Origin of the sequence: uncultured Schumannella sp., assembly GCF_905479755.1 — a bacterium.
GTDB lineage: Bacteria > Actinomycetota > Actinomycetes > Actinomycetales > Microbacteriaceae > DCRR01.
Window position 1 is genome coordinate 1 of the sequence record NZ_CAJQNT010000050.1, and the last position, 19,175, is coordinate 19,175.

The following is a 19,175-nucleotide window of genomic DNA, read 5'->3' on the forward strand; positions in this document are numbered from 1 at the left end:
AGACTGGTCTAGAGCCATCGTGCGTTGTGTCCTTCTGTGAGTAGCTTTGATCGGTTCTCACTGACCATCGCACGATGGCTCACCAACGTCTACGACGCCGACGCCCCTGCCGGAAAGTCCACCACCTGGCGGGACGTCACCCGAGCAAGCAGGCAGGCAGGCAGGCGAGCAGGCAGGCAGGCAGGCGAGCAGGCAGGCCGCCGGGCGGGTGCGACGGATCCGGCGCACGCCCGGCGACCGGGGGCGACAGGTGTCGCCGGGCCCAGAACTAGACTGAGCGGAGCGCGGGAGTGGCGAAATTGGCAGACGCGCAGGATTTAGGTTCCTGTGCCGCAAGGCGTGTGGGTTCAAGTCCCACCTTCCGCACCACAGCAGCACGAGCACGACGAGCAGCACAAGCAGCACAAGCAGCACAAGCAGCAGCGCACCACAAGCAGCACCGCACCGCAGCCCCGAAACCCGCACCGGCCGAGAAGCACGAACGGTTCCCCGACATCGCCGTCGGGCATCACTCACGTTGCACTCGGCGGCGGCCAGTACGCTACCTACAACACACTCGCCGACCGGTCCCCCCGACCGGCCGACACCAGGAGCCCTCCGACATGATGGTCAGTTCGCTTGCCGCCGCGGCCTCGGTCGCGGTCCCGACTGCGTTGTTCCCGTGGCTGGACCCGGTGGCGATCATCCAGACGGCGGGGCCGTGGGCGTTGCTGGTCGTGTGTGTGATCGTGTTCAGCGAGACCGGCCTTCTGGTCGGCTTCATTCTGCCGGGCGACACCCTGCTGATCATCACCGGCCTGTTGACGTTCACCGGAACGATGACGGAGTCGGGCGCGGGGATCCTCATCCCGATCTGGCTGGTGTGCCTCAGCATCGCGGTCGCCGCGTTCCTGGGCGGCGAAGTGGGGTACCTGATCGGCCACAAGGCGGGTCCGCGCGTGTTCGAGCGCAAGGAGTCGGGTCTGTTCAGCCGCGAGAACGTGGTGCGCACCAACCACTTCTTCGAACGCTTCGGCGCGCTCGCGATCGTGATCGCGCGGTTCGTGCCCATCGTGCGCACCTTCGCACCGGTTGCCGCGGGCGTCGGCCACATGAACTACCGCAAGTATTCGCTGTACAACGCCGTCGGCGCCCTGATCTGGGGTGCCGGGCTGACGTTCGCCGGCTTCCTGCTCGGATTCATTCCGCCGGTCGCCGACTTCGTCACCAACTACATCGACCTGATCCTGCTCGGCGCGATCTCGCTCGCCGTGATCCCGACGGTGTATCACTACATCCGCGGTGCGCTGAAGGCTCGCAAGGCGCGCAGGCTTGGAATCGCGCCACTCACCGACGAGGAGGCCGTCATTCCCGAGTCGGTGCTCGAGCACGACCCGTGGGACGAGGGCGAGCCCCGCTAGTCGGGACGCGCGGCCCTCACCCGGAAGCCAGGCACCGCCCTGCTCGGGTTGGGCGCACAATTCACCCCGTGGAAGACTGCGACCATGGATGACTTCCTCGACTCCCTGGCCCGCACCGCGCCCGTCGAGATCTCGCCCACCCTGCTGATCGTGCTGGTCGCCGCGGCGGCGGTGCTGAGCATCCCGCAGGCGATCTGGCAGTGGTTCGGACTCTTCACCACCCTGGTGCACGAGCTCGGCCACGCGATCGGCGCGATCCTCACCGGACGCTTCGTGCACGGCATCAAGATCCGCCGAAACCACTCGGGCGAGGCCATCAGCCGCGGTCGCGGCAAGCTCGGCGCCGTCATCAGCGGTTCGCTCGGATACCCGGCCCCCGCGATCGTCGGCGTGGTGCAGCTGTGGTGCGTCACGCAGGGCGACACGGCGCTTGCCCTGTTCGTGGGCGGCGCCATCTTGGTGCTGACGCTGCTGGTCATCCGCAACTTCTTCGGCTTCCTCGTGGTCGCCATCTCGGCCGCCGTCAGCGTCGCGCTGTGGCTGTGGGCCACGCCCACCCAGCAGAGCTACGTGCTGCTGGTGCTCGCGATCGCCCTCCTCGTCGGCAGCGTGCGCGGACTCGCCGCCGTCATCGCCGTGCACACCCGCCGCCGCACCCAGCTGACCTCATCGGATGCCTACCTGCTGTTCAAGCGGACCGGCATTCCGTCAGCGTTCTGGCTTCTGCTGTTCGCCGCGACCATCGGCGCGTGCGTCGTGTGGGCCGTGACGATCGTGCTCGAGAGGTACTAGGTCCCGGCCCCGTCGTGCTCGCTGATCGTTTGGCGCCGCATGTGAGCAGCCAATCTTGCCCACGCCAGAAGCGCGGCGCACTGGGGCAGCTCAAGGCAAACTGAGCAGTCATCGCTAATGTGGTGTCATGGTGAGTGCCGCCTCAGTGGTGCCGACTCCAGATCGAGCATTGCTACAAGTCCTGGAAGCGTTGCGGAGTCTCGATCCTGGCGGCACGAGGATTGCGTCAGTAATCCGCGCAACGTTCGACCAGCTATACGACGGCCAACACACCGGCCGATACCGTCTCGGCCAGCTGTTCAAGACCGAGAAGACCCACTTCGGCACTCTTTTTGAGATCAACCTGCAAAGGGAACTTCAGCTTGCGGACGGCGACAAGCTTGATTTCAAGATCGCTGGGCACGAGGTTGACTGCAAGTACTCCCACACTGGCGCGTGGATGTTGCCGATCGAGAGCTTCGACGAGGTCGTCTTGGTAGCTCAGGCGGACGACCTCGCGTCCGTGTGGAGCCTTGGCGTGGTCCGCGTGATCCAGGAGAACCGACGCGCGAGTGAGAACCGCGACAAGAAGACCGGCCTCAACTCTCTTGGCCGCAGCCGAATCGTCTGGGTGTTCAAGGACGCACCGATGCAACCGAACGCGCTCCTGCAACTCGACACTTCAGTCGTTGACGCGATCATGCGCGGGCGTAGCGGGCAAGCGCGGGTCAACGAACTGTTCCGCTGCGCTACGAACCGTCGGCTGTCGCGAAACATTGTCGCAACGGTCGCACAGCAGGACGATTTCATGAAACGGGTTCGCGAAAACGGCGGCGCCCGAAGCGCGCTACGACCCGAGGGGTTCGTGATCCTCGGCGGCGACTACGCATCGCAGCGCAACATAGCGAGAGAACTCGGTGCCACCGTTCCGGAGCCCGGTGAGTTCGTGAGCGTGAAAGTCAGCCCAGCAGAACCGGGTCACGGCGCCTGGATCGCCGACGGCTGGTGGCGGCTCGCCGAACCGGTAGAGGACATTCGCGTGCCGGCGCCAGTCGTGCCGCACTAGAACTGGACCTGCCGCGACTGTCGGCGAACGTCTCAGCTGACAGCGCGAATGGTCACTCCGGTGGAGGTCTTCCGAGTCGCCATCACGCCCAGCGCTTCCGCAATCGACGTTCCAATCGCGGCCGCGACCGGCGGAGGAAAAGCGTTGCCGATCTGTCGATAGGTCGAGGTCTTGCGTCCTGCAAACTGCCAGTCGGCAGAGAATCCCTGGATTCGGGCAGCCATCGGATTCGTCAGTCGAGGCGTCAGATCCTCAGGTGCATCCGCGCCAGGCGCTTCGTCCGCGATGCCCTTGCCGTCAACACCTAGTCGCAACCAAGCCGCCTTTGCGCGGGTCGGCCCGAGGTCAGCACCGCCGTGCTTGCGCGACCCCCCCACGATCGTCGGCGCAATACCGTTGGCACGCGCAGCCCAGGCGCCAGCCCCGGCCCAGCCGCGCGCGGCCATCAGAGGCCCAAGTACGCGCCCGACCGTCGGCGGCGTCCCGATCGCTCGCGGCCACTCGAACTTGCGAAAGTTCTTTCTCTTCATTGCGACCAGAATGAAGCGCGGCCGCAACTGCGGGACGCCAAATTCGCTTGAGTTGAAGAGTTGCCAGTCAGCGTCATAGCCCATCTCGTCCAACGCGTCCAAGATCGACTGCCGATACGGTGCGAACTGCGCGGAGGCCAGTCCGCGCACGTTCTCAAGCATCACCGCAGTCGGTCGCGCCTCGCGGACAAGACGAATCGCTTCGGGGAAAAGGTCCCGCTCGTCGTCAGCCCCAAGCTGTTTCCCCGCGATCGAGAACGGCGGGCAGGGAACACCACCAGCGAGCAGGTCGATGCCCTTGTACGCACGACCGTTGATCTCGCGGACATCCCCCTCGCGTACGTCCCAAGCCGGTCGGTTTAAGCGGAGCGTCGCCGCCGCATCGCGGTCAATCTCGACCGCCAATGCATGACCGAAACCGGCAGCTTCGAGGCCCGATGACTGACCGCCAGCTCCCGCGCAGATTTCAAGAACGCTAAGTTCCGGCTCGATCGACACGCCTGCAATCCTCTCACTCGCCCGCTCGAGTTTCGGGCGATTGAACCAGCATGTCGACAACCGCAGACAACGCAGCTCGCCCGGCTTAGCGCAGTGGCAAAGCGGGCGGCAGGATCGTGCGCCAACCGCATTGGCAATCCAGCGTCAGCGTCCCACACCGCGCGAGTCCCCCACCCCCACTAACTCCCCCAATTTCAACACCGCGGCCGCACGACTCGTCACCCCCAGCACCCGAAAGACCGCCTCGAGGTGTTTCTTCACGGTCGACGCCGACATCCCGAACTCCTGCGCAAGATCGCTATTCGAGCCGCCCGTCCGCGCAAGAGCGATCAGCACCTCGGCTTGGCGAGGGGTGAGGCCCGCGGCGAGCAGCGCATCCGTTTCGGCGGCGGAGTCGTGGTGCCGGCGCAGCAGCAGCACCGTGGGGCCGAGCCGCACCGGGTGCACGATGCAGTGCCAACGCTGCGCACCGATGGTGACCTCGTGTCGGGAGTCGTCGCCGGGCTTCTGCTCGGTGTCGGCGATGATCGCCGCGAGGCCGTCGGGCACGCGGACTCCGGCCTTCAGCACGGTCGACGTTGACGCCTCCACCAGGCCGTCGGAGCGCACCGAAACGACGGCCCAGGCGGAGCGATCCATCTCCGCATCGACGAGGCGCGCGCGGTCGGCGTCGAGCGCGGCCCGATGATGCCTGGCGAGGTGTCCGCTGAGGGTGTTGAGCACGGCGACATCCCGTTCGCTGAACTCGCCCGCCGCCTCGCTTCGGTTGAGGGCGTAGCCGACGACCACATCCGGGGGCGACGGAAGCTCCAGCACCAGCTGAAACCGCACGTTGACGGGAGCGTAAAAGTGGCGGTACAGCTCGGTGTCGGTGAACTCGGCGCCACCCGCCACATCCGAGAACCGGATCGCCCCGAGCGCGCGCGTCGTGTGCGCCGCCGCGATCAGCGGATGCTGGTGAAAGTACTTGTCGTACTGCGGCTTGAGCCGGGTCGCCCGGGCGATCTCACCGGCCGGCGCCATCACGTAACGGAAGTCGCGGGAGGCCAGCACCATGTCGTTGAAGGACGCGCTGTCGCACTCGATCACCTCGCGCACGAGTTCGAGCACCTCGGCGAATTCGAGCGGCGGATGCGCGGTGAGCTGCCCGGCGACGCGCAAGACGGCCTGCGCATCCGAATCGGTCAGCCCCATGATCTGTCACAGTACCGGCGCGGGTACGCCGAAAGACCCATTGTGGAACCCGAATGCCGCTCGGCACGCTCGATTCCATGACCTTTGCGCACTCGTCCTCCACGTCCACCGCTCGTCCTTGGCTGCGCACTGCCGGGGTCGCCGCCCTCGCACTCGCCCTCACCGCCGGGCTCGCGGCGTGCGCGCCGGCCGCGGGCGATGAACTCGCCGGCTCGGATGCGCCACCCGTCGACACCGCCGAAGACAGCACGAGCGAGGAGGGCACCGACGAGGCACTCGCCGACGGCGGCCTGTCCCCCGACGATGTCGGAAATGCCACCCTCCACATCAACGGGGTCGAGTTCCCGGACTTCACCGGCGACTGCGAGATCAGCCGCGGGTTCGGCACCGAGGACATCGGTGACCTGAACGAGGGCGACATCTCCGCGATCATCGGAATCGACAACGTGAAGGCGCACGAAGACATCGCCATGAATTACGTGGCAATCAGTGAAGAGCGCTTCAGGTTTCGCGACCTCACGGGCGCCGCGGGCGTCGACGGTTCGCCCGCGACCGGCGAGATCACGCTGATGACGGAGTTGGGCCCGCGCACGCCCGACGGCAGCCGCGACATCGTCGAGGTGCGCTTCTCCGGAGTCCTGGAGGACGGCACCGAATTGGATGCCGACGTCGTCTGCGAGCTGCAGAACAAGTACTAGTCGTACCCCGCGTCGGGGGTCGTCCAGGAAGCCCTTCAGCGTTGGGCGCTGGATGGAGCATCGAGAGAACTTTCCCCATGACCGGTGCCAACTTTTCCCAAACTGGGCAGGGTGGTGCTCTTTACCCTCCGCCGTGAATGCGCATCGGATGGGGTTCCTCCGCTGGGCGCCTCGGAAGAATACGTTTCTACCGCGGCTCTCAAGATTCCTCAGACCCCATGTCCGCGGTGCGGCGAAGTCGTGGGGAGGGCAAGACGGGGATACCCAGCGGAGCATGACCAGCTCGACGGTAGGCGATGCCCTGACGGCAGCGATTCGACGGAAGCGATTCTGCGCCATTCCTCGATGACGCATCCGCCCCGCGGAGCACGGCAACGACTCGGCGGAAACCAGCAGCGCTCAAGCGTGTGGCGTCCCCAGACCGGGCATCAGAATCGGTGGGATCGGCGTGTTCAGGCGCGCGGGTCGTCCGTCGAGCAGGTTCTGTGCTTGGCCGCGCACGTAGCCTGGGACGTGCGCGGCGATGCTGTCAGGCGCGTCGACCGTGCGGGTCGCTTCGATGATGTGCTCGAGCACGCTACGGACTCGCTGTTCGGCGATCGCGGGCGGGACGCCCCAGGTCGACGCTTCGGCAACAAGGTCAGCAGCCGTGGTATCGGGCAGCGATCGTTGCCCGTTGATAAACAGTGCATTCGCCTCCGACCCGTCGTACGTCAGCGCGAGCGGTGCAGCGTCGTACATCGGAGCCAGTGCTGTGCGGCCGGTGTCGTCGTGCAGCAGCGAGAAGTTCTTGGCGTGCGCATCCGAGTTGCCGGCCGCGACCGACAAGGTGGTGTACGCCAGGAGGCGCAGCCGGTCCGTGTACGGGTCGGTGTCGAACGCGGTGGCGCGTGTATCGAGTTCGCGGGCGATCGCGGCCAGCGACGCTCCGGCGCCAGCTCGTTCGAACTTCGCGTCCGTTCCCCACGGCAGCCCGAGCGCCTGCGCCGCGTCTTCTTGGTGGATGCGCTGCACGTCCGCCCCGTCGACCGCACGGTCGTACCGTTCGACGACAAGGACTGCGTAGCCACCGATCAGTTCGACCTCGACGTCGAAGTTGACAAGGCCGAGCGCGCGGCCGAGCGCGAGCACGTACGCTTCGGCGTCGACGGCGCGGCGGTCCGCGGTCGCGATCGGTTTCAGGATGTGTGTCGAGGCGATGGCGCCGTTGCCTTTGATCCAGGAGCCGTCGGCGGCGCGTGTCAGCGTCAGCTTCCGCTGGAAGCCCGGCAGGGCGGATCCGCCGCCGCCGAGAAGGAAGCCACGGGCGTCGTCAAGTAGCGCCACGATCTGTTGCTCGTTCAACGGTTCGGGCGCGGTTGCGTGCACGGTGTCGCCGATGCGGAGCGCACCTGCAAGGTCGGCACCGACGTATTCCAGCAGTCCGACAAGGTCGGTCGGTGCAACCTGTGCGGCCTGTGCAAGCTTCCCGATATGCGCGCCTTCGGGCAGCAGCGCTCCGAAGAATGACTCGGTGGCATCGACGCTTTCGGTGCCGACACGCAGGCTGCGGCTGAGCACTGGCGAGTTCAAGGCCCAACGCTGTTCGGCGTCTGCCGTCCAGCGCAGCAGCGCACGGCCGTTGTGCCGTTCGAGGATGCCGAGGCGCGTGCCGTACAGCTGGACCGGCAGGCCGGTCATGACCGTGGGTCCGGTGCTGTGGCAACGATCTCGATTCCGAGCCGTCTCAGGATGTCGAAGTACGTGGCGTCCGCTCGTTTCGGTTTGCCGGCTTCGAGCTCGTGGACGTACCGCTGGCTGGTTCCGAGCGCGTCGGCAAGCTGCCGTTGCGTCATCGAGTTCGCGACTCGGATGCGGTGCACAAGACGGCCGAGGTCGGCCGGAGTTTCGATGATCGCGCGCATGTCGCCCTCCGTGACTACCGTTCGGTGTTCATGCTACATCGGACTACCGCCAAGTAGTCAACTTGGTACGCACTACCGAACGGTAGTCGGCGACGCAGCCGCGCGCAGATCGCGGCCGGGCGGCGCGAGCGACGCTGCACCGCGAAAAGCTCGCGGACCGTGCCGACATCTCCGAACGCACACTCCGGAACTCTTTCGGATACGGCCTCGGCATGACTGCCATCCTTCCAGCGGTGACCACGATCACCACAGGTCCGGAGTCACCAAGACCTTCAGTAGTCCCGGTGTCGTTCGGGCTACGATTCGGACCCGACGACAAACTCGGCCGATGACGCTGTCGGCCGAAATGCCGACTGTACCGCTCGAAAGGCGCACTTAGCCTCGAGCCGTGAGCAAAGCGAACGTTGCTCACGGATTGGGGAATCGAATGAAGAGTCGAAAGCTGTCCAGCGCTGCGTTTGCCGTCGTTGCCGTCGCGGTTCTACTGGGCCCGCCCACTGCTGCTGCGGCCTCGGCCGGCAACGCACCGTCGCCCGCACCCGAAGAGAAGCAGTTTCTTCCCACGTCTGAGCCCGCTGACCTGTCAACAGACGAAGCCGCGCATCTTGCGGACTACGGCCTCGAGGGAGCTGTCACCGTTCAGACCGACGAGCAAGGCGCGCATTTTTGCCTCGACGGCGACGGGGACTGGTACTTCACAACGCCGAGCGAGGCGGGCGAAGGAGAGATCAGCCCCATGTGGTCGGCGACGTTCTGCACCGGAAGCTTCTTCGGCCCGCAGAAGGTGGGTTCTTACTTGGAGTGGGGTGGGCAAAATTCCTGCGGGAGCTCATCGCCGAATGGTGTTTACCCGCACTACCTAGACACGATGCTCCGGGATACGTGCCAGGGGAACCTCTGCTGGATTGTGGATAACCTTTGGATCGTTCGCTCGAACAACAACTGGTACGGAACCGTTGCTACGGTGGCTGACTCTCGCTACTGCGCGGCCAGCGACGATCGTCGGTACTCGATCGTGGCGTGGCCCACGGTGAAGGGCACGAAGTACGGCCCGTTCGTCAGCGGCAGCACGGCCATCAGCGGCTGTCACGTTCACCCTGCCGCGGGTGGTGTCTGAGAAAGCTCCATAGTGTGGGTGGGAGCACGTCACGCTCCCACCCACAATCGCGAAAGCCAACATGACTGAATCTGAAAGCCAACTACCCGCGGACGAGCAGCTCGATGAAGCTGAAAAGTCGCGCGTCGAAGCCCTGGTGAAGTTCGCGCGAGCTTCAGCCAGTGCGTTCCAAGGCGCAATGCACTTTGCAATTCAATCCGAGCAGGCGCTGGCGAGCACGGTAGCCGCTCTTCAGGCTTCTGGCCTCAGTGTCGATGACGTCGCCTTCCGAGTCGGCCTAGCGCGCGAGACGGTTGAGCGCCTCCAGGACGGGACTCTGGTTACTCATCGACTGATTTGACGACGAACAGGCAACGACCACGACATGCAAGGTGGCGACCAAGATCGTCCTATGTACTCTTGACCAGGTCAGCGGCTAACTCTTTGATCCGCCCCCGCCGAGAACGACAGTGGGGCTACTCGCGTTTCACCCGTTCGGCCCACGGACCGCCGAAACGGGCCGGCCGGGCGACTGCGGAGCCCGCACCCGCCCGGTTAGCGCGCATCCACGCGAATAATCCGGACCCCGGAACCAAAAGTGGGCCGCCCAGACCCTGTTCTCTGGACACCAATCTGGACGACCCTTTGGAGGGGCCGACAGAATCTGTCCCCTACTGGCTCCCCGAACGCGCTCCCCGCGCCCGGGGCCCCTCGCCAGCGGGGGCCCACCTGCTCGCAGGTGCGAACCACCACGCCAGAGCAAATGAGAAGAGCCGCCCCGAAGGACGGCTCTTCTCATTTGGTCGGGCTGACAGGATTTGAACCTGCGACCCCTTGACCCCCAGGTGCCCAAACGGCGCGATTCGAGCTGCGAACCGCGTAATTCGGGGGCTCAGATCATGCAGAGCAGGTCATGCGATGCATGGTTTGCATGATTCTGGTCCCCTTTTGGTCCCCCTCGTCGGGATCTTACGGAGGCCCATCAAAGGCGATCAGTTGCGAGGATGACACTCGCCCAGCTCGAGGACTTCGCCCATGGACGGGACGACAGCGAGATCGTCGGAATCGACGTCGGAGAGCGAGAGACACAAGATATCAAGCCCCCTAGCGCGGACCACCAGCTGATCGTGGGTGCGCTCTCGGCCCGCTGCCGCGACGCCTCGCACGGAATTCGGGTGCACGACGACGAAGCAGCGGCCCAGGGTTCCCCTTGATCTGTCTGTTCTGAGCGACTACCGTTGCAACGGATTTTAGACAACGTTGTCTCGTGAAAGGCTCCACATGCACGGACTGAATACACCCCTCACCCCGCTTCGTTTTCTCGAGCGCGCAACCGAGGTGCACCCACGGCGCCTCGCCGTCGTTGACGGTGATCGTCGCTTCGACTACAGCGAGCTCTCGACCCTGGTCACCCGCTTCGCCCGCGCTCTGCAGGCGTCCGGTATCCGGCGCAACGACCGCGTCGCGTTCATCGGTCTCAACACGGCGGAGCTGCTTGCCGCACACTTCGCGGTTCCACTCGCCGGGGGCGTCCTCGTGGCCATCAATACCCGACTCTCAGCGGAAGAAGTGGCCTACATCTGCGACCACTCGGGCGCGAGCATCCTGATCGGAGATTCAGATCTGCTGGCACCACTCGCGACACTCGCACCACAACTGCGAAGCGTCCGCGAGATCATCAAGCGCAATGCGCACATAGGAGTTGACCCGGAATCGACGTCCTTTGACGAGCTGCTGGCACGCGGCGACGACCGACAGTTGCCGTGGACCACAGACGATGAGAACAGCCCCATCTCGATCAACTACACCTCCGGCACCACGGGACGCCCGAAGGGTGTAACGTTCACGCATCGCGGCGCTTACCTGAACGCACTCGCGGAGGTCTACCACCAGGGATTCGGTGACGGAACTCGATACCTCTGGACGCTGCCGATGTTCCACTGCAACGGCTGGTGCACCACCTGGGGCATTGTCGCGGTCGCCGGGCTCTCGGTGTGCCTTCCTGAGGTGCGGGGTCCGGAGATCTGGCGGCTGATCGACGAGCATCGGGTCGACCATCTGTGCGGGGCACCGACCGTGCTGTCCGTCATCGCCGCGGCTCCGCAGGCGCATCCACTCGATCACGCCGTCACTCTCTCGACAGCCGGGGCGCCGCCCACCCCGGCGCTTATCGGCCGGGTGCGCGCCCTCGGCGCCGAGGTGATTCACCTCTACGGTCTCACCGAGACGTACGGTCCGTGCACAGTGAGCGAACGCACCGACGAGTGGGCCGAGTTCGATGACGACGAGCTGTGCATTCGCATCGCTCGCCAAGGGGTGGGCATGCTCACCGCCGAGCGCATCCGCGTCGTGCGATCGGGACTCAGCGCTACGGGCGGACTGGATGATGTCACTCCCGACGGAGTCGAGATGGGCGAAATAGTCATGCGGGGCAACTCGGTGATGCTCGGTTATCACGATGATCCCGAGGCAACAGCGAAGGCGTTCCTGGGTGGCTGGTTCCATTCCGGGGACCTCGGAGTTATGAACCCCGACGGCACGGTCCAGCTGCTCGACCGATCGAAGGACATCATCATCTCGGGAGGCGAAAACGTCTCGACGATCGAAGTCGAGCAGGCACTCGCTAGCCACCCGGCAGTCTTCGAAGTCGCGGTGATCGCGGTCCCCGACGAACACTGGGGCGAGCGTCCGCGAGCTTACGTCGTACTCGCGGCAGGAGCGGATCCGGATGCCGACGCGCTCATCGAGCATGTGCGTGGCAAGCTCGCGCGGTTCAAGGCCCCGCGGGAAGTCGCGTTCGTCGAGAGCATCCCAAAGACATCGACGGGTAAGGTGCGCAAGAACGAACTGCGTGCCAGCGCACTCGCAGAGGCCACCGTCGGTTGAGCTCAGCGTGTGGCAGACTCCGCGAGCTCGAGGATGTGTAGGTACGTCGATCCCGTGGCACGAGACATCCCGAGTTCACACGTCCGATTGGTGGAGGCATAGGCTGCGTACGGGCGCGCACCGACCTCGGACGCCTCCCGCTCCGTCGCCGACGCGGTGAGTTCCGGATGCAGCATCCCCCTGTCACCGGCAAAGCCGCAGCATCCCCACTCTTCAGGCACTATCGCATCGTCGGAGATCGCTCGCGCGATCCCGATGAGTGCATCGTTGATCCCCAGCTGGGTCGACGAGCACGTCGGATGAATCGCTATCGACGCCATGGGCTCCGTCACCGTGAGTGCACTCATCACGCGGTCATGGACGAACTGCACCGAGTCCACGAACCGCAGCGTAGAGTACGGGCCAGTCTGGGCATTCGCCGCCATCCTCTCGAGCCCCTCCGTGCAGGATGAGGCGTCACACACGATAGGGAGCTCTCCGTTCCGACTCGCCTCCCACAGCATCTTCAGGGTCCGAGCAGCCATGATGTGATGGCCGTCCGCGAAACCCTTCGACTTCCATGGGGTGCCGCAGCACGCGGCCGCGATGCCCGTGGGAATCGAGACTGCCACACCAGCTCTCTCACACAGCGCGAGGAAAGCCTCACCGACGCCGCCCTTCGAACTCCCGCCAGAGAACATCGTTCCGGTGCACGACGGGAAGTAGACGGCTTCGGCAGCCGCCTCCTCACGGGCGACGCGACGAACACCGCCGGCGGGCAGGTCGTCGCTGTACTGCGGGACCGTGTCAGCCCCCAGCATGCGGCGCCCGAGGGAGGTCGCGAGTGAGACGAGAGCGCCGGGCATCCGATCCGCAACGCTCAAGGCAACAGACGCCACAGAAGTACCTGCGCCCCATCCCACGGCTGCGGCCTTCCATCCAGCTTTCGCGAGCCGACCCTGGTTCTCCGCTCGCAGCCGCCGGACGAGGTCGCCGGTGTTGATACTCACGGGACACGCGACCTGGCACATGCCGTCGACGGCGCATGTGTCGATCCCCTCGTAGTCGTAGTCGCGACTGAGCTCGTCGAGCAGCGCAGTGTCGCCGCTCAGCTCCGCGTTCCGCATCTCGCGACGCACGACGATCCGCTGGCGCGGGGTGAGCGTGATGTCCTTGCTGGGGCATGCCGGCTCGCAATAGCCGCACTCGACGCAGCGGTCGACCTCGGACTCCACCGTTGGGACCAGTTTGAGGTTGTCAAGGTAGGACGCAGCACTGTCGGACAGCACGACTCCAGGGTTGAGGAGCCCCTGCGGGTCGAAGAGCCTCTTGACCTCGAGCATCACCTCGTAGAGTTCGTCACCGTACTGCCTGCGTACGAATGGCGCCATGATGCGTCCCGTTCCGTGCTCGGCCTTGAGAGACCCGCCCTGGGACAGCACGAGGTCGACCATGTCCTCGGTGAAACGCTGGTAGCGCTCGAGGCTGGACGCCTCGTCGAACCGCTCATTGAGCATGAAGTGGATGTTGCCGTCCTTGGCGTGGCCGAAGATCACGCTGTCCTCGTAGCCGTGGAGTTCGAAAAGCTCGACGAGTCGCTCACACGTGGCCAGCAGCGCCGCGACTGGTACGACGATGTCTTCGAGGAGGGCGGTCGTGCCTGATGGTCGCGCACCCGCCACGGAGGTGAAGAGCCCTTTTCGGATATGCCAGAGTGCGCCACGCTCATTGGGATCAGAGGTGAACACCAACGGGGAGACGACCTCGAGGGCACCGAGCACACTCGACGCCGCCTCGTGCTGAGCTGCGAGTTCGTCCGCGTCGCTCGACTGATACTCGAGCAGGAGCGCTGCGTGGCCGTCGACGCGTAGCGTGCGCAGTGCGTCCATCGCACCCTCCAGCTGCTGAGCGACGCGGAGGGAGGCGGCGTCCATGAGCTCGATCGTCGCCAGACCCGACGCGACGAGAGCGGGAAGCGCTGCGGTCGCTGCGCTCAGCGATGAGAATATCGCGAGTCCGGTGAGCGCAAGGGACGGCAGCTCGACAGTGCGGAACGTCGCTTCGGCAACGAAGCCGAGAGTTCCCTCGCTGCCGATCATGAGCCGGGCAAGCAGCTGGGATGGGCTGTCGTGGTCGAGAAACGCGTTGACGCCGTACCCCATGGTGTTCTTCATCGAGAACTGACGTCGCAGCGTATCGACCGAGTGCGGGTTCGATCGCACCCGATCGCGAAGCGCAAGCAGACCGTTGTACAGGGCTGGCTCCTGCGCGTGGAGGAGCTTATCCGCGTCCGGCGACGCCGTGTCAATGATCGTGCCGCTCGGTAGCACTGCGACGAGGGACTCGAGCGTGCGGTAGGTGTTCTGCTCCGTTCCGCACGCCATCCCGCTCGAGTTGTTGGCGACCACGCCGCCGATCGTGCAGGCTACCTCGCTCGCCGGATCGGGACCGAGCTTGCGTCCATGCCGAGCGAGTCCGACGTTAGCTCGGCGCACGGTGACGCCGGGTTGGACTCGCAGTCGCGCGCCGGCGTCGAGCACCGTCATCTCGCGGAACGACGACCGGGTGTCGACGAGGATCCCTCCTGTCACGCCCTGGCCGCTGAGGCTGGTACCGCCCGAACGGAACGTGATCGGGACACCCGCCCGCGCACTCGCGGCGAACACCGCCGCCACATCGGCGGCAGAGGAAGGACTCGCCACCCCGGAAGGCACAAGGAGGTAGTGGGAAGCGTCGTGCGCACGTGCGAGCAGATCGATCGAGCGTTCGGAGCCACGGATCCCACCCTCATCGAGCTCCGCCAGCAGCCGCTGGGAAGCGGTCACCTCGAGGCCGCCGGCCAGCTTCCACCGCGGATGACGAGCCAGGTGGGGAGCAACTCGCGTCGCGGTTCGGAGTTGTCACCGTCGATGCGTTCGAACAGCCAAGATACTGCGGCCGTCAGCCCCGCGAGTCGCTCGCGCATGGTGAAGATGTCGAGCGAGTCGAGGAGCACGCCGATTCGGCGGTGGCCCGCGCTGACAAGCTGCTCGGCGGCGGCGACAGCGCCTCCTCTATTGTCGACGAGGATCGCATCGGACGAGAGCCCAATGCCGGGGCGGTCGACGAAGTCGACCGGGATCCCGAGGTCGACTTCTGCCTTGATCAGGCCGCTCACGCGGCGTTGGCAGAGGTCGAGGGCGGTGCTGCGCTCGACCTCGACGTCTTGCTCCGAACTCGGAATGATCACGTGGACCTCGCGCTCTCGCAACACCGCGGCGATCGCGCTCGACAACGTCGAGTAGAACGCGTTCGCGAGATCGGCGGTGATCAGCCCGATGGTCTTCGTCTCGGTGCCCGACCGAAGGCTCGCGGCGACATCGTTGCGACGGAAGCCGAGCTTGCGGATCGACTCGAAAACCTTTTTCGTCAGGGCGGGGTCAACGGTGGCGACCTGATTCACCACACGCGAGACCGTCTGAAGGCTTACGCCCGCATCGGCCGCCACATCCATCATGGTGGGGCGACCACCCGGCTGTGCCATCTGCGCCTCTTCCCAAACGGACGGCGAGAGTTCAGCAACGGCATGACAGGCGAGCGCGTTGAGCCCGATCCGGTCATCGGCCGCGAGCGTCGTCGTGGACACCCTCCAGTCCTCGGGGACGTAGTCGCCATCGGTGACGCATCCCCGGGAGCGGGCGATGAGAGCGCCCCCTCGGTAGCGCCTGTCCCGTTGTTGGTTGACTTCGAGTGCTATCGGCTGCACGTTCACTACACTCTCTTTCGACTGCCCGGCATGTCCAGACAACGTTGTCTTATTCCGACAGTGTGGCACAGCTGGGCATGCTTGCGATAGCGGCGGGACTTGACAGATCATGTGCAGTGGCGCGGGTCGCCCCTGCCCCCGTCAGGTGTCACACAGCCGAATCGACTACCCCCTACGGCGCTGTGTACATCGGCACGTATTGCGTCGGGCCGGCAACGTTGCCGATACCAGATCCCCATTCGAGGTAGCCGTCGCGACCGGAGCCATCGGCGTCGTTGAGGAGGAACGAGTATGTGAACCGGTTCGCGGCAGCGGCCACCCCTGTCTCGGTGCGTGGCAGAACAATCGTGTAACTCGTGGTCGTTCCGGTACGGGTGATGGTGGCGGTCGCGCTGCTGACCACGCCGGCAGTCCCGGAGAAGCGGTAGACAACGGGTCCGGATGCCAGGAGTGCTGCCCCGAAGCTCGCGACCGGCGATGCGGCCGTCGGTCCGTCCTCCGAGAACGCGAATTGGATCGAGTCGCCTTGCCAGAGGGTGTCGGCCGCGGGGCCGACCTGGTGCGCGTCATCCGTGATCTCCGCATGCACGGTAATCGTCGACGTGCCGTAGCTCAACCACATGGCACCCGAGTGATCCGTTGCTCCGCCGTCCGCTCCGCCGACCGATACCCAGCGCGCGCTCGAACCGAGAGTTGCGTGCGGCGGATTGGTTGTGCCGTCAGGACGCACCGGTGAGAAACTCGTGGTGCCGGTGGTGGTCTTGACCACTCCGTTCGAGAAAGTCACTTTGGCGTTGTAGTACAACGGGCCCCACACTCCGACCCCGGCGATCGGCAGATCAACAACGGTAGTGGCGGTCGCGCTCACCGCCGAGCCGGGTGTGATCGTTGCAGAGTACGCACCAACCGAATATTCGATCTGACTCACCGTCACACCTGAGGTTCCGGGGTAGTCGATGAGCAGCTGAAGCGGCCCAGCTCCCGTGGCGCTCGTCGCCGGCCGCGCGCTGAGGCGCGGATTCTCTACGACAGTAGTCATCGCGCTCAGCGAAGCACGCGTAGCCGAGGATCTGGTCACGGTGACGGGGATCGACTTTGCGCCAGCTTCTGGGTACGCCGGCGCGGACAGGGTTCCTTGCACTAGCTGGCCCGCGACGGGAGTGACGGTCACAGTGCTGCTGCCCGGGCCGGTAAAGGTCACCGCACCCGTCGCCGACCCGCCACCACGCAGGTCGACCGACACCGTGATTGGTACGTTCTGCGATTGCAGAGACTGGGCGGGGGCTGTCGCACTATAGAGCGCACTCGACCGCACGGCGACAGCCGTGATGTTCGAGGCATTGACATAGATGGGATCAGCGCCGAGCTGGACGGTGGCCGTTCCGCTCTCCGGTGTGAGCGTGGACGTGGAGCCGTAGAGGCTGGTCTGGGTCACCGCGCCCGTCGTCGACAGCGCGACAGTCGCAGGTGACGTCGCCCACATGATTCGCTTCTTGGCTCCCGCGGAGTTCTGGAACACGATCGAGTACACCCCCGTCCCGAGACTGTCAGCCGATACGACGGTGTAGCCGCTCAGTTGCCTGGCCATGACGGCCTGCGTGACCATCGCCGGCTTCGGGGCGACCGCCGGGTTACTGTCGGGATTGCGGTATATGCCGAACCGCCCCTCGGGCGTCTCCTCTTCGTAGTCGTTGAAAAGGTCGTACAGCATGTAGCGGTTGACACCGGCTTTCAGGCTGAGCGCCGCATCACGGACCAGATAGCGCGCTTGCTCCGCCTCGGTGTTCGTGCCCGTGGTTCCGTTCATGGTGGGCCAGCCCGTTTCGGTCAACCACAAGGGCTTGCTCGCTGATGACGTGTGCGCGGCCATGACAGCTTTGACCGCCGCGACCGCCGTCTCGTTCTGCCCCTCGGGCGCCGCCGGGAACGAGTAGTTGTGCATGTTGATCACATCGACGAGGGACCCCTCAGGGCTGGACAGGAACGCGTCGAGCCAATCGCGCGCGATGAAGTTGACCTCCGGGTGTCCGGTCGTGTCACCGCCCGCCCACCATGATGTGATTCCCGCCATGCCGGTGAGCACGATTTGTGCGGACGGCGCGACAGCCTTGATCGCCGGTGCTGCGACCGCGAGCATTTGTCGATAGCAGGTGACAGACGCGCCGCAGGTGCCGAGGTAGTAGCCGCCGGGGTGGTTGTACTCGTTGTAGATCTCATAATCGACGGTCGTGCCGAACTGTTGCGCGACGGCGGCTGCATAGTTCGCATAGGCCGTACGCCCCGCCGCGGTATACGGCCGCACGCCTCCGTCGTAGAGCGGGTTGGCGAAGCCGAGAACGACGAGCGGCCGGATGCCCTGCGCGTTGAGCGACGCGACGAGAGCAGGATAGTTGACGGGATTGGTAAACACGTAGTTCCCCGCTGTCGGCTCGATGCTCTCCCACCGAAGGTCGAAGCGGACGCTGGCGAGACCAGCATCTTTCAGCGGGGTGACGGTGTCGAGCCCTGGCTCGTAGTCCGGGTGGCTGGTCGTCCCGAACGGATTCGTGGAGGCAGTGGGCGCGGTGGCGAGCCCTGTCACGACCGCGAGGGAAGTCTCGGTGTAGAAGGTTCCGCCCTGCATCCGGAGTGCGTAGTAGCCGGCGGGCAGCGCGTTCAGATTGATGCTGGCCGTGCCGGAGCTGGAGACCGTCGCTATGCCCTGGAGAGCGATCGCACCGTTCTGGTCGGCGACGTTCCAGCCCACGGTCGAGCTCGAGGCTACAAGGTTGACGGTGGCCGCACCCGGCGCGAAGACAAGCTTGGTATTCGTGACCGTGACACGGTCGGAGTACGTCTCGAAGGCCGAGTTCGCCAGCAAGTTGGTCGTGCTGCCGGCAGCCGTCATCGAAAGATCGTCGAGCCAGAGAGTGCCGGTGTCCTGTCCAACGAGCATGAAGGGCATGACCGTTTGATCGGCGGCCGACGTGAAGGTCCAGGTGAACGCGGTCCACCCGTAGGTACCGCCCGTGAAGTAGCGGGCCTCGGTCCACGACTGGTTGAGGATGATGAGGTTGGCATCGTTGCCCTGAACGCTCTGCGCCTTGACCCATCCGGAGATCGTGTAGGTGGTGGACGGGGCGATCGTCAGGGGCTGAGCAACACCGCCATAGGAGTTGCCCGCGCGGGCGCTGGTGTGCTCGATCTTGAGTGCTGCACTACCGCCGTGCTTGTTCACCGTGTCGACGCCGACCGTGAGCTGGGCGCCGCCGTTGGAGTACGAGTTCCACGAGGGGATCGTGCTCGTCTGAACGACCGCGGCGCTCGCCGCGCCCGTCGCTCCTGCGGCGACGATGACGAGTGTCGCGAGGATGGCAACAGCAGAACGGATGGCGAGGCGAGCACGATTCATAGCGAATCTCCCAAAAT

General features: G+C 65.3%; 14 protein-coding genes and 1 tRNA gene. 8 read left to right on the plus strand and 7 right to left on the minus strand.

Translation table 11 applies throughout. The features are described 5' to 3' along the window. Window positions 1–284 precede the first annotated feature (284 nt). The 4 genes from QZ258_RS11985 (at window position 285) to QZ258_RS12000 (ending at window position 3,237) form a co-directional block, all read left to right on the plus strand. Window positions 285–369 (plus strand) — tRNA-Leu (locus QZ258_RS11985). A 233-nt stretch (window positions 370–602) separates the two neighbouring features. After that, window positions 603–1,400, plus strand: a complete 798-nt coding sequence (locus QZ258_RS11990) for a DedA family protein (protein ID WP_294181851.1) — start codon at window positions 603–605, stop codon at window positions 1,398–1,400. A gap of 84 nt (window positions 1,401–1,484) precedes the next feature. Then, window positions 1,485–2,192, plus strand: coding sequence for a M50 family metallopeptidase (locus QZ258_RS11995; RefSeq protein WP_294181852.1), 708 nt, complete (start codon window positions 1,485–1,487; stop codon window positions 2,190–2,192). A gap of 127 nt (window positions 2,193–2,319) precedes the next feature. Next, window positions 2,320–3,237, plus strand: a complete 918-nt coding sequence (locus QZ258_RS12000; protein WP_294181854.1) for a NaeI family type II restriction endonuclease — start codon at window positions 2,320–2,322, stop codon at window positions 3,235–3,237. A gap of 32 nt (window positions 3,238–3,269) precedes the next feature. Here QZ258_RS12000 and QZ258_RS12005 read toward each other — a convergent pair whose 3' ends face one another. Continuing rightward, window positions 3,270–4,265, minus strand: a complete 996-nt coding sequence (locus QZ258_RS12005; protein ID WP_294181856.1) for a DNA cytosine methyltransferase — start codon at window positions 4,263–4,265, stop codon at window positions 3,270–3,272. Window positions 4,266–4,409: 144 nt separating this feature from the next. Further along, window positions 4,410–5,459, minus strand: a complete 1,050-nt coding sequence (locus QZ258_RS12010) for a helix-turn-helix transcriptional regulator (protein ID WP_294181858.1) — start codon at window positions 5,457–5,459, stop codon at window positions 4,410–4,412. Between the two features lie 77 nt (window positions 5,460–5,536). On the opposite strand from QZ258_RS12010, the gene QZ258_RS12015 reads away from it, so the two are divergent. Further along, a complete protein-coding gene (locus tag QZ258_RS12015) occupies window positions 5,537–6,157 on the plus strand; it encodes a hypothetical protein (protein ID WP_294181860.1) in 621 nt (206 codons plus the stop codon). Window positions 6,158–6,556: 399 nt separating this feature from the next. On the opposite strand, the gene QZ258_RS12020 is transcribed toward QZ258_RS12015, so the two are convergent. Then, window positions 6,557–7,837 carry a HipA domain-containing protein gene (locus QZ258_RS12020; RefSeq protein ID WP_294181861.1) on the minus strand — a complete coding sequence of 427 codons (1,281 nt, stop codon included), beginning with the start codon at window positions 7,835–7,837 and terminating at the stop codon, window positions 6,557–6,559. Continuing rightward, window positions 7,834–8,061, minus strand: coding sequence for a helix-turn-helix transcriptional regulator (locus tag QZ258_RS12025; protein ID WP_294181862.1), 228 nt, complete (start codon window positions 8,059–8,061; stop codon window positions 7,834–7,836). Before QZ258_RS12025 ends, QZ258_RS12020 begins: the two co-directional genes overlap by 4 nt. Window positions 8,062–8,449: 388 nt before the next feature. Between QZ258_RS12025 and QZ258_RS12030 the strand changes: the two genes are divergently transcribed. The 3 genes from QZ258_RS12030 (at window position 8,450) to QZ258_RS12040 (ending at window position 12,043) form a co-directional block, all read left to right on the plus strand. Next, on the plus strand, window positions 8,450–9,178 hold the full coding sequence (locus tag QZ258_RS12030; RefSeq protein WP_294181864.1) for a hypothetical protein: 729 nt from the start codon (window positions 8,450–8,452) through the stop codon (window positions 9,176–9,178). A gap of 61 nt (window positions 9,179–9,239) precedes the next feature. Further along, on the plus strand, window positions 9,240–9,518 hold the full coding sequence (locus QZ258_RS12035; protein WP_294181866.1) for a hypothetical protein: 279 nt from the start codon (window positions 9,240–9,242) through the stop codon (window positions 9,516–9,518). A gap of 920 nt (window positions 9,519–10,438) precedes the next feature. Beyond that, a complete protein-coding gene (locus QZ258_RS12040; protein ID WP_294181868.1) occupies window positions 10,439–12,043 on the plus strand; it encodes an AMP-binding protein in 1,605 nt (534 codons plus the stop codon). 2 nt (window positions 12,044–12,045) lie between these two features. On the opposite strand, the gene QZ258_RS12045 is transcribed toward QZ258_RS12040, so the two are convergent. The 3 genes from QZ258_RS12045 to QZ258_RS12055 all read right to left on the minus strand — a co-directional run bounded on the left by QZ258_RS12045 (window position 12,046) and on the right by QZ258_RS12055 (window position 19,158). Continuing rightward, window positions 12,046–14,829: an FAD-binding and (Fe-S)-binding domain-containing protein gene (locus tag QZ258_RS12045; protein ID WP_294181907.1), complete on the minus strand. Its 2,784-nt coding sequence runs from the start codon at window positions 14,827–14,829 to the stop codon at window positions 12,046–12,048. 14 nt (window positions 14,830–14,843) lie between these two features. Continuing rightward, a complete protein-coding gene (locus QZ258_RS12050; RefSeq protein WP_294181870.1) occupies window positions 14,844–15,647 on the minus strand; it encodes a LacI family DNA-binding transcriptional regulator in 804 nt (267 codons plus the stop codon). Window positions 15,648–15,939: 292 nt separating this feature from the next. Next, entirely contained in the window at window positions 15,940–19,158 is a 3,219-nt protein-coding gene (locus tag QZ258_RS12055; RefSeq protein ID WP_294181873.1) for a glycosyl hydrolase, read from the minus strand. Between the last annotated feature and the right edge of the window lie 17 nt (window positions 19,159–19,175).

Bases quoted from the DNA above. Each gene is read 5' to 3' on its own strand.
- QZ258_RS11990 (WP_294181851.1), top strand. From the start codon at position 603: ATGATGGTCAGTTCGCTTGCCGCCGCGGCCTCGGTCGCGGTCCCGACT.
- QZ258_RS11995 (WP_294181852.1), top strand. From the start codon at position 1,485: ATGGATGACTTCCTCGACTCCCTGGCCCGCACCGCGCCCGTCGAGATC.
- QZ258_RS12000 (WP_294181854.1), top strand. From the start codon at position 2,320: ATGGTGAGTGCCGCCTCAGTGGTGCCGACTCCAGATCGAGCATTGCTA.
- QZ258_RS12010 (WP_294181858.1), bottom strand. From the start codon at position 5,459: ATGGGGCTGACCGATTCGGATGCGCAGGCCGTCTTGCGCGTCGCCGGG.
- QZ258_RS12015 (WP_294181860.1), top strand. From the start codon at position 5,537: ATGACCTTTGCGCACTCGTCCTCCACGTCCACCGCTCGTCCTTGGCTG.
- QZ258_RS12020 (WP_294181861.1), bottom strand. From the start codon at position 7,837: ATGACCGGCCTGCCGGTCCAGCTGTACGGCACGCGCCTCGGCATCCTC.
- QZ258_RS12025 (WP_294181862.1), bottom strand. From the start codon at position 8,061: ATGCGCGCGATCATCGAAACTCCGGCCGACCTCGGCCGTCTTGTGCAC.
- QZ258_RS12035 (WP_294181866.1), top strand. From the start codon at position 9,240: ATGACTGAATCTGAAAGCCAACTACCCGCGGACGAGCAGCTCGATGAA.
- QZ258_RS12040 (WP_294181868.1), top strand. From the start codon at position 10,439: ATGCACGGACTGAATACACCCCTCACCCCGCTTCGTTTTCTCGAGCGC.
- QZ258_RS12055 (WP_294181873.1), bottom strand. From the start codon at position 19,158: ATGAATCGTGCTCGCCTCGCCATCCGTTCTGCTGTTGCCATCCTCGCG.